The sequence below is a fragment of the Terrabacter sp. 2TAF16 genome, assembly GCF_052115065.1.
In the GTDB taxonomy this organism is placed as follows: Bacteria; Actinomycetota; Actinomycetes; order Actinomycetales; family Dermatophilaceae; genus Terrabacter.
The window spans coordinates 1-11,412 of the sequence record NZ_JBFRFZ010000030.1; the positions used below are offsets into that span (position 1 = coordinate 1).

Consider the following 11,412-nt stretch of genomic DNA (forward strand, 5'->3'; position numbering starts at 1 on the left):
GCGTGGTGCGCACGATCCGGGCGCGTCCGGTCGACAGGGTCGATGCTGATCGGGCCGCGATGCTTCCGCTGCCACCGGTCCCGCCCGCGGTGGGCTGGGTCAACCGGGTCCGCCTTGGCCGCGACTACTACGTCCGCGTCGACAGCAACTGGAAGTCCATCTCGGGCGCGCGTTGTCCGAAATCGGCTCTGCAAGGCCCATCAGGATCTGCTGGATCCGGCTCAAGTCGTGCTGGAAGCGACGGCTGGTAAGAGAACGGTTGAGGCGTAGCGTCGAAGAACGCGTGATCGGTGACCGTGCCGAAGGCTCTGATCAGGCGTACCACCGGTTGTCGCTTGGCATTGATTTCAGGGGGCGAATTCATCTCCACCCGACTCGGACTGGAGTGGATCCGGACCGGGGGTTGCGAAAACCTGTGCGGCAATGAGGCGTCGGACCAGTGTCGCAGCGAGGGCCGGAGGAACAGCATTGCCGATGATCACAGCGAGCTCAGTACGGGTGACCGCCGAGTCAAACGTGAAGTAGTCCGGAAAACCTTGAATGCGTGCCGCCTCGTGGGGTGTCAATGTCCGACACAGGGAGGGGTGCATGAAACGACCCTGCCCCAGACTCCCGTATCCACTGGTGATCGTCTGTGCAGGCTCATGCCACTTCAGACGGCCATACATTGAAACGTACGAGTGCTCGCCCTGGTGACAACGCGGACGGAGAGAGTTGGGCAGGTCGTACTTGCGATTCTCAATCAGCCATCGCATCCGCGCCAGGTTCTCATCGCTCGCGCGGGAGGGGAGGTCCGTCCAAGCCGTCGAATCATGCTGCTCAAGATCACCGATTGCCCATCGGAGAGTCCGCGCTCTCCCGGTGCCCGCCCGTAGCAGCGTCGCTACGTCGAACTCATCGCTCACGTGCTCCGCCCGCACACCAACAAGTACATGTCGGCGCCGCTTCTGAGGCACGCCGAGGTGCACGAGCTCAACAACGGAGTTCGTGACAGCGTATCCAGAAGCTGTCAGAGCCGCTGTAGCCCGGTCAACAACACCTTCAGAATCATGGACTACCGCGGGTACGTTTTCGATGATGACGACGCGGGGGCGCAGCACCTCGGCCGCGCGGGCCATTCGAAGATAGAAGCGATTCTTCGGGTCAGCCCGACGCGTGTGGTTGTTGAGGCTACTGTGCCCTTGGCACGGGGGCCCACCAACCAGAAGATCGAGATCACCCACCGAGCGGGCCACACCACGCTCAGGAGACGACAACTCCGCACCCAAATCGCCATCAAAGAGTGCCTCAACTGCAGCTACCTGGGTCTTCGCGGAGGGGAAGTTCGCCTTGAACACCCTTATGGCCGCGTCCTCGAAGTCAACTGCGAGGCGCACGTCAACGGCAAGGCCGTTCCCGTTTGCCGCTTCGGCGGCCCCAAGCGTCAGGCCGCCGCACCCTGCGAAGAGGTCGACCACTGAGAGCGTCCTAGTTCCACTTTCGAACGCTGGCCGTTGCCTGCGACGGAGTGGGTGCACCGTCGACAACGAAATCACTCCTGACGATTGCTGACCGGGCCGTTCCCCAAGGAGAGCCTACTCGAGCGCACCGACGCCCGGTACAACACCCGGCACCCCCGCTCTCCCAGTACGCGAGGAGACGCGATCCGCCGCCGCCACCACATCTCTCCTGATCTCGCACTCCCATACCCGAACAACGGTCCAGCCGGCTGCCTCTGCGAGCTCGATAGCCCGGAGGTCCCGAGCACGGTTGGCCTCGATCTTGCCTTTCCACAGCTCGACGTTCGGCCCCGTCGTTGGGGTCCGGGCGTGGCTCTCATGCCCGTGCCAGAAGCACCCATCCACCCACACTGCAAGTCGATGTCGGGGAAGAACCAGGTCCGGGTTACATCCACGAGCCAGCGACACGTGGAGTCGGAACCGCAGACCCCGCCCGTGCAGCTCGCGCCGGAGCGCCAGTTCCGGCGCCGTGTTCTTCGAGGCACGACCACGGAGGTGCCGCCCCTTCTCCGTGCTTGTCCACTCGTCCATTCGTCCCCACTCGACCTTGTGCGTCAATTCCCGACCGTTTCCATCTTGTGGCATCCGCGTGCACGTCGCGACGCGCGTGGACCAGAAGCAAAGGCTGCGGGCGGCACGGTAGGGTCCCTGCTCTAGGCTATGAAGGCTCAACGCAGGGGGAATGACGGCAATGGCGCTTGAGACCAACAGCCACGTGAGCCGCCTGCGGCGATTCCAACCATTCCAGCCCGACAGTGCTGAACTCATCTACGAGCAGACCGACCCGACCGAGCAATCCTTCCGGGTCTCGACCCTTGACTACCTAGAGCAACTGATCGAGTTGCCCGCGACCAGGTTGATCGTGCTGACCGGAGACGCTGGCCACGGCAAGACAAGTCTGTGCGCCCGGCTCCTCGAACTGTTGGGTCGAACGCCTGCAGAGGCCGCAGAGGCGATTCGCGCGCAGGGCGACGCATCGGCTCCAGCAGCTCTGACGGGGCACGGACGCCCCCTCTCGCTCCTGGTCGACCTCAGTGCCTTTGAGACACAACCGGCTTCGGCCCTCCTGGTCGACCTACTTGAGCCCCCCTCGGACGGCGTCGCGATCGTCTGCGCCAACGAAGGGCATCTCCGAAGCTCTGTCGCCGCGGATGAGTCCGAGCGAGCAAGGGTCATCACGCGGACGCTAGAGGCCGGAATCGAAAAGGGCGCCGTGGCGGACCCCACCTTCTCCGTCTATGTGATCAACCTGAACTATCAATCCGTCGCCCCAGACGCAAAGGATGGGCTGGTCGACTGGGCAGTCAGCACGTGGGGTGCCGATCGGCGCCGCTGGCGCGCTTGCCAGAAGTGCGATGCACAGTCAGTGTGCCCAATACTTGCCAACCACAACGCCCTGGCTGACGGCCGAGGAGGGGACCGGCGGAAAGCCTTCCGCGATCTCTTCGGAACGGCGGAGAGGACGGGAGCCGTCGTCACGACGCGCCAAGCCCTTGCCCTGACTGCCCACGCCATCAGCGGCGGACTTGTCTGTGACGACGTGCACAAGCGTTACGGTCGCGATGCCTCCGATCATTCGTGGCAATTCCCATACCTGTACCACCAGGCTCTGTTCGGGGACCTGCTCACTCCACAGAAGCGCCGACAAGTGGCCGCGTTTCGGGCACTCAGGCGACTCGACCCCGGAAAGACCGCGCTCAGGTGGGTTGACGACACCCTAGATCCTGAGACAGCCAATGCCCCGTTCCTCCCACCGATTCCCTCCGGCGACGAGGGCAGCCCAAAGTCGCGAAGCGCCGCGCAGCGCGAATCGGAACTACTCCGGTCCGCGATCGCCTTCCTGCGCCGCCTCGACTACTTCGAAGGAACATCGAGCAACCGTCTCGGCCGACTGGGCCTCGCGGCCGGCGACCAGTTCCTCGAGGTCAACGAGGGCACGCGCGAAGATCTGGTGAAGGTGCGCGACTCCCTGCTCCGGGGGCTCGAAGCGGTCCAAGGCGTTCATCGTCCCGGGGACACTACGAATTTCCTAGTGTTAGACCCGGCGTTCTTCTCACACCGCAGCCGAGCCGCCGTAATCGCCAAGCGGATCCCCGGCCGCGGTGTGGAGATCGTCTCGCAGAACCAGCAGTGGATCGCCGCTGGTAACGGACAGCCGCAGATGCCTCTGGCGGTGGAATGGTCCAGCCGGTCCGTCTACGTCCGTCTGCCTGGAGCCGACGGCGTGGTCCTTCCAGTACAACTTGATCTCATGAGGTTCGAGCTCCTCGTCCGCTGGGCGGCCGGCCTGAGCAGTCGTGGCCAGCATGAGGCCGAAATCCGGAGTCTAACGAGTGCGTTGGCCGCCCTGGCGCCCAGCGCCAACACTGACGAAGACATCGGCGTCCTCGTCGGGGGGAAGAGCCGCACGCTGACGATCGACGTCGGCGACCGCATCAGATCTGGGGGTGAGTGATGGCTTCGGGGCATGACCGAGGCGGAGCTGCTCTCGTTCAGGAGCTCTTCGGCGTCAATGTGCAGGAGCAAGGTCGCGGGTTCTACGTGTCGCTCGAGCTGTTGGCGATCGCTCGCGGCGTTCTGCTGCTCGACCCGAATGAGCTACTGGCTCCGACCAGGAGCCCCATCAACTATCTACGTACATCGCACGACCTCGCTCGCCGAATCGCGGTAGGCGAAGATCTACCGAAGGACACCCTCGCGTCCGCTGTCCAAGGCGACGCTGCCTACGAAACGCTCACCGCTCTGCTGTCGTCGCTTCTTGTCGAAGTTCCGGGTCGCAGGCGATCTCCTCGATGGTTTTCGTCGCACTTCTACCCCTTCGTCGGCGAGCTTGTGCACTACGACGCCGTCGAGAGGCGGGGGTGTCCCTCGATTGAGCGCTACGTCTTCCGCGACGGCGGCGGCTGGGCTTACCACGTCCTGAGATCCGACCCCGATGACATTCGAAGATCAGAGACTCGGGAAGGTCTTGCAGTCCTCGTAGGAGACAGTGGCGGCCCGCTCGGACGCGTTGCGGCCGCGCTTCAGACCCACGATTTGGCCAGTCCGACCGAGTTCACCGACCAGTCTGAAGCAGACAGCGAGCCGCGGGACGCGCAGAGCCCGTGGCCCGAGCTGCTACGCAGTGGAGTGCACTTCATTGTCACGCGCACCCAGGTCCCACGCGCCAAGCGCATCGAGAGCCTCATGCACTGGGTGCCGTACTGCTTGGCGCGTCACCAACTTCAGCTTGCCCGACGGTCCCTGAACAAAGCCGATGCCCTGATCATGGTCGACGCGACCCGCGAGGCCAACACCCTCCGCAGACGATCGCAAGAGAGTCTTGAGAAATTCCGCTGGGATATCGCCACGGCCTTGACGGAACGAGCCGCCCAGCATCACAGCGTTGCACTCGACGAGGGCGACATCGAACAGGCTGAACGTTGGGCCAAGTTCTCCCAACCGAACGCAAACATCACCAAGTCGCCTCGAGCCTTTTTTTCAGAGACGCTCGCGGCCGTTGGTGCGCTGAACTCGACCAGTGGCCGTCGGCACTTCACCTTCAAGCCGCCCATGCTTGAGGCACTCGTGGCCGCACTTCTCGCGCCGGGCGAAGAGGTTGAGTTCTACCGCTTCTGCCACCGTCTCTACGTGGAACTCGGTCTCGTCATCGACGATCGGACCGCGCGGACTGCTGCCCTGACGACCGATATCGATGCTGGGGTGTTCGCAATCAACGCCGAGGCCTTCAAGGCAAGACTTGCCTCAGCTGGCCTGCTGACTCACTACTCCGACGCCACCAGCATCATCCATGGGGAGCCGAAATGAATCCAGGGGTTGCGGAAGTCGTCGGCGAGGTCGTTGCGACCGTCGCGCGGGAATCCCTTCTGACGACTGGGACCGGTCCACGGCCCGCACTGCGAGTCACGGGCTTCGCGCAGGACGAGGTCGTCGCCGCCCTGAGCACACTCCAACGTCTCACACGCGAGAAGGGCGAGTCCGGCCTAGTCGTCAAAGTGGGAACAAAAGCCCCGGTTGAGGGCGTGCCGACGGAGTACCTTCTCGGCGAAGGTCAGACGCTCACACATTGGAGGAACCAGAACGTCCCGGCGATCCTCCTGTTCGACTGGGACGCTCAACGTGACGAAGAGGGCCTCGCGGCCATCAATCGTCTAGATGACACAAGCCTCCTGAATGAGGACTCGGCAACTGAGGGCGGCCGATTTGATCTCGTCAACCGAGCTGCCTGGGCCTACGCGGGAGGGTCGGGCGCGCCCCCAAGCCACCTGGCCTCGGTACTTGGCGGAGTGCGAGAAGCGATAGGCGCGAACGGCCGACTGTCTCTCCGCCGCTGGACTTCGTACGTCATCGCCTCGTGCCTCGCAGTCCAGCTGGCACCTTTGCGTACGCCTGACGTTGTGGAGCGTGCTGCTGCTGAGAGTCTCAGTGAGCTCGACTTGTTTCCCGACGCCGACCTCTTCGAGGGTGACTCCGCGGCGCGTTCTCGGCTCGCGAGGAACGTCAACGTCAGCTCGGGAAACCAGCCCGGCGGCTCGGCGATTTCAGACGACGACCTGCTTGAGCGGATCGCCAAGGCCGACTTGTCCACTGCGGTTCTCGAACGATTCGGGCTCTCAGACCTGCAGGCACGGGAGCGGATGCGCGCCGTGGTCCATGGCGGAGGGGCCAGCGCGCGTTCAGAACTCGATCTGAGCCTCTGGCTTGAACTGTTCGAGCGGCGAGCGGAGCGGCAGGGTCTCGGCCAGAAGGTCCGCGCCTCAATCGCGGCCCAGGAGGACCACCGACTGCCAGAGTTCGACGATCTCGATGTGGAAGCAGGTCTGGACCACAGCGAGCAGAACGCGGCTGAGCGGCTCCTGAGGGCAGAGCCGCCCGAGGGCCTCCGCCCGCTGATAGAGATCCTCCCCGCCACGCTCCGTAGGCGCGTCGAGAAAGTCGCGTTCCCGGACTCTCAGATCGAGCCTGACCCACTGCGCGCGTTGCTCCACGCGCTAAGCGTGCTCGACGACGGCACAGACGCGGCCGCTCTGCTTCGTTTCGAAGGGCCTGAGGAGGTTGGAGAGTGGTCAAGATGGCTCTTCGCGTTCCTATACGGCCGGACTCTCGGCGCCGTCCGTGAGCGGGTGGAGGACGGGCGGCTAACATTGGCTGTCGATGAATTGCTCCTCGACGCCCGCTCGCGGCCCCGCATAAGCGAGGAGGGTGAGTTCGACTTCTCCCAGGCTTGGGCACCGCTGCGTCTAGTTGTAGAGGTATCGGATGTCGGGGTGCGGCGATTCCGATGGGATCCGCTGGGGACCCCGGGGCTCACGGCCTTCGCTGCGTTGGCGGCCGGCTACTCCGTGACGCCGGGTGAGCAATTCGACGGCGACCTCGATGCATTCTTCGAGCGGCTCAACGACCCTCGGGAATGGACGCGCACGGTCGAGACGGTCTACTCGGGACCGGTGTCGGCGTGCCTGGGTACTTTGCGGAGCACTCACCTTGCCAGCTGGACCGCCGGCATCGACGCGGACTCGCTGGATCAGTACCTCGCCGAGTGGGAGCCTGTTCTCAACGACGCTCGGCAGATGCTCGTCCCCGCGAACGCGCCGGACGTGGACCTGGCAGCGGTTGTGCTCACCGACGTCCTCCAGCTGGATCACAGTCGGCTGCTCATGTTGGCGACACACCCGTTGCGTCTGCGCTGGCTCGCACGGCACCTTCGACGAATGTCAAAACTGCTGGTGCAGTGCCTGACAAGTGGGCTTGACCTGAATCAAGAGAACAACGAGCTCTTCTTCGAGTGGTTGCAGCGCGTATCGCCACATCGAACGCCGCCATTGATCGTGGGGCCCGAAGAGGTCGTCGCTATCGCAGTTCGTGAGTCGGGCGGCCACGAGGAATACGTGCCGTTGCGCCAGAACGGGCGGGAGTCTCGTGACTGGCTCGCGGCCGTCGACGACGCCGCCGTCGAAGAACTGGTCAAGGTCATCGCATCGTACGTCGAGACGTACCCACACAAGATGGATGGGCTGTCTCTGCTGTTGCTCGACCGTGACGGAACCCCCCGCCTACCGCTCCGGCTCGCTCGCAGGATCAGGTCGCGGATCCCCCGAATCCGCTTCGAGTTACTGGTTCTCACTGACCCCGCAGGCCATCATGACATCATTCGTGCGTTCGACACCGAGTTCGTCGATGACGAAGTCGGAGACGAGCGTCTCCTGCCCGATGTGCAGTTAGTTCTGCAGGATTGGGTGCCTGACAGCGAGCCCGACCTCCAGCCATTCCGGGACCGTGTGGACCTGGCATTGGCGCCGGCGCTCTTCGGGACGCGCACCACACTCAACCAGAAAACGAAAGATGCTTCTGCGGGCATCTCAGGGTCTTATGATCCATGGCTTCACCGTGCAACCCACGACATCGAAGAGAGCAGCCAAAACGTCGTCCGGGCGATGCTGCCCAGTCAACGCGACCCCCTGCTGGAGACCTGGTCGACGCTCTGCGTCCGCCACGACGCCAATTCCGCCGTTGCACCTCAAGCGATCACGAACACCGATTACTTCGAAATGCAGGTCAGGTTCGACCGGCATCAAAGTCTCTTCCGGAATCTTCATCAGGTGGCCCACTGGGTCGTGACGCTAGACGCATTCATCGGTCGTGACCAGATAGACGCACTTGACGACAAGCCAGACGTCATTCTTGTGCGCCCCGGAGTGGGCAAGAACGAGGCGTACACCCTCATCGTCAGCTCAGCAACGGGACGACGCTTCGTCGTTCAGCGTCTCGAACGCAAGTTGACGGAGATCCGTGTGGCCGATGACCTCACTGCTCGCGCCACAGCGGAGCGGATCTACGAGGTTGGGCGCAATGTCGTACCGGGCGCGGTGCTTCGCGCACTCGGTTTGGGCAGGGCTACGAACGAGATCGTTGGACTGGTTGCCAGCAGATTCGCCGTTGCACGACAGATGCCCGTCCGAACAGATCGACCGGGCTTGGAAGTGTGGATCAGCTTCGACGAGCAACAGGGCTGGTTCGGCCGCAGCCAGCGAACGAGAGCCGACCTTGGCCGCTTCCTCCTCACACTGGATGACGATGACGAAGTCCGATTGGACATCCTCGTAGTCGAGTCGAAGTTTCGTCAGTCGTTCGACGTCGGCGCGGCCGAGCAGCAGCTGGACCGCACAACCGAGCTCTGCCAAGCCGCGTTCCGATCCGGTGATGATCCACCGGACGATCGCGACTTCTGGTTGCAGGAGCTAGCAGCAGCAGTCGAGCAGACCAGTGCAATTCGCCAATCTGCAGCCGAACTGCCCGCGCGCCGCTGCATCGACCTCGATCAAGACTCGCCAGTGGCAAGGATCCTAGGCGCTCTTCGCAGCGGACAGGTCATGCTGGACTCAGTTGAGGGCGTCGCTGTCGCCGTGGCAGCTTCCAACCCGGATCAGGCTCCACCTGCATCGGCGCTCGGGGGGCACACGCTCATTCGATTGAATCAACCGGAGCTGCAGAGCATCGTCGCCGACCTGGTAGCGAGGGTCGATCCAGCCCGCGGAGCAGCCGGCCCTAACGACCACACGCAACCCGCTATCTCAAGGAGACCTTCCGCGGACACCCGCGACCTCACCGCCCGTGAGCCGGGACAGGAAGACCAAGTCAATCCGAGTTCTGCAGACCAAGGCGCGATCGAAGCCGACATACCGCGCCGCCGTAGCGAGGGGCTCGGAGAGTCAGAACTGCGGAGGCGCTATGAGCGCGTGTTAGACGTTCTTCGCGAGCACAACGTGACCGTCGCGCCCGCGAGCAGCGAGCCGTGGTTGGAGGGTCCAGGTTTCTATGTTCTGCGCGTTGCGCCCAAGACTGGGGTCACGGTCGATCGGGTCGTCAACCGGGTCAACGAAATTGCTCTGGCTCTTCAGCTACCGGCCGGGGCCCAGATCCGGACATCACTCGATCGCGGCACCATCGTGTTCGAGGTCCCCAAGACTGCAGCCGAGAGATATCCCGTCTTGGCGAGGCACCTGTGGGACATCTGTCCGCCAGAGACTGGGCGGCTCATGGTCCCTATCGGGGCCGACATCGCAGGAAAACCAGTCCAGTTGGACTTCTCATCACCCGACTCCCCTCATCTGCTGGTAGCGGGGACCACCGGCAGCGGGAAGTCGGTCGCACTCGAAACGATCCTGCACGGCCTGGCTAGATACCCTGTCGAATCGTTGCGACTACGCTTGGTCGATCCCAAGGGAACCGAGCTTCTTGAATTCGAGGAAGATCCGCATACCGAGGGTCTGATCGGGGGTGACGCTGAGGACGCACTGGACATCCTCGACGACGCCGTCGCTGAGATGCAGCGCCGTTATGAACTGATGAGACCCCTGCGCGCCCGCAATCTCGTCCAGTACAACGGGGCAGTGGGAAGTGAGCATCGGAAGCCTTGGATCGTTATCGTTCTGGATGAGTACGCCGACCTAACAAGCGACCCAGACGACAAAGCTCGGATCGAGGCGCTGCTTCGCCGCCTGACGCAGAAGGCTAGGGCAGCGGGGATCCACGTCATCGCCGCGACACAAAGACCAAGCGCAGACGTCATCTCAACGACGATCCGATCAAACCTTCCAGCGCAGCTGGCGTTGCGAGTGAAGACCGCCACCGACAGCCGCATCATTCTCGACGAGGGGGGTGCCGAGGCGCTTGCGGGCCAAGGTGATGCACTTCTCAGGACTGCTCGAGGGCTGCAGAGACTCCAGGTGGCATGGTCAGGATAGGTGCCAACATCGAGCTTCACCGGGCGCCGGACGTCGTCGTCGTGGCCGACGCGGGGACGCTGTCCGCGGCGTACCTGCTCGCCTTCGGGGGACGCCGGATTCGAGTTCTGTCCTCTCATCACAAGCACGGACCGGGCGAGGTGCTTACGGGTGATGCTTCAGCGCGATTCGCACGATGGACTGCCACGATGACTGCGCCTTCGGCTTCGAGTCGGGCCGGGTTGACGCTATTGGCCTTCTCGCGTGCACGGGTCGCGGTGGCGCTGAGGTCGATGCCCGACCGCACCAAAGCCTGCTCTAGCTGTACTGACCGGGCACGTTGGTTGAGGGAATGCGACTCATCGCTCTGAGCTGCTGACGTGGGAGGGCCTCCCGCGGTGGAGTGGAACTGCTCAAGGTTCACTTCGCCAAACAGGAGGCCCTCGTGTCCCACGCTAACGCTGCCCCGGTCCAGCTCGCCGCCCTGACCGGCGTCGCGCCCTCGACGGCACACCGCGTGTTGACCCGTTGCCGCCTGAACCGGCTCTCGCATGTCGACCGGGCCACCGGTGAGCCGGTGCGCCGCTACGAGCACGAGCACCCGGGGGCGATGCTGCACGTGGACGTCAAGAAGCTGGGCAACATCCCCGACGGCGGCGGCTGGCGTTACGTCGGGCGCACCCAGGGAAAGCGCAACCGCGCCGCAACGCCGGGCAAACCCAGGAACGACCACCGCAACCCGAAAATGGGCCACGCATTCGTGCACACCGTCATCGACGACCACTCCCGAGTGGCCTACGCCGAGGTCCACGACGACGAGACCGCCACCACCGCTGTCGCGGTCCTACGCCGCGCGGTGAACTGGTTCGCCCTCCGCGGGATCAGGACCGAGCGGGTGCTGTCCGACAACGGCTCCGCCTACCGCTCCCACCTGTGGCGCGACACCTGCGCCGAACTGGCCATCAAGCATTCACGCACCCGGCCCTACCGGCCCCAGACCAACGGCAAGATCGAACGCTTCCACCGCACCCTCGCCGACGGCTGGGGATACGCCCACTGCTACACCTCAGAGGACGAGCGACGGGCGGCCCTGCCAGCATGGCTCCACGAGTACAACCACCACCGACCCCACACCGCCTGCGGGAACAAGCCACCCATCACCCGCTTAACCAACCTGTCGGGTCAGTACA

Annotated in this window: 6 protein-coding genes and 1 pseudogene; 5 read left to right on the forward strand and 2 right to left on the reverse strand. The window is 63.9% G+C overall.

All coding sequences use genetic code 11. From position 1 onward, the window contains the following. Positions 1-59 precede the first annotated feature (59 nt). Entirely contained in the window at positions 60-251 is a 192-nt protein-coding gene (locus AB4Z14_RS21845) for a Mu transposase domain-containing protein (RefSeq protein WP_442277085.1), read from the forward strand. 96 nt (positions 252-347) lie between these two features. On the opposite strand, the gene AB4Z14_RS21850 is transcribed toward AB4Z14_RS21845, so the two are convergent. Continuing rightward, positions 348-1,457, reverse strand: coding sequence for a DNA cytosine methyltransferase (locus AB4Z14_RS21850; protein ID WP_442277081.1), 1,110 nt, complete (start codon positions 1,455-1,457; stop codon positions 348-350). 117 nt (positions 1,458-1,574) lie between these two features. Then, a complete protein-coding gene (locus tag AB4Z14_RS21855; RefSeq protein ID WP_442277082.1) occupies positions 1,575-2,267 on the reverse strand; it encodes a very short patch repair endonuclease in 693 nt (230 codons plus the stop codon). On the opposite strand from AB4Z14_RS21855, the gene AB4Z14_RS21860 reads away from it, so the two are divergent. The 4 genes and pseudogenes from AB4Z14_RS21860 to AB4Z14_RS21875 all read left to right on the forward strand — a co-directional run. Beyond that, complete coding sequence (locus AB4Z14_RS21860; protein ID WP_442277086.1) at positions 2,191-3,954, forward strand: hypothetical protein; 1,764 nt, start codon at positions 2,191-2,193, stop codon at positions 3,952-3,954. The genes AB4Z14_RS21855 and AB4Z14_RS21860 overlap by 77 nt on opposite strands. 86 nt (positions 3,955-4,040) lie before the next feature. Next, positions 4,041-5,306: a hypothetical protein gene (locus AB4Z14_RS21865; protein WP_442277083.1), complete on the forward strand. Its 1,266-nt coding sequence runs from the start codon at positions 4,041-4,043 to the stop codon at positions 5,304-5,306. Continuing rightward, entirely contained in the window at positions 5,303-10,243 is a 4,941-nt protein-coding gene (locus tag AB4Z14_RS21870; protein WP_442277084.1) for an FtsK/SpoIIIE domain-containing protein, read from the forward strand. Before AB4Z14_RS21865 ends, AB4Z14_RS21870 begins: the two co-directional genes overlap by 4 nt. Before the next feature lie 445 nt (positions 10,244-10,688). After that, a pseudogene (locus tag AB4Z14_RS21875) lies at positions 10,689-11,412 on the forward strand (IS481 family transposase); the annotation flags it as partial.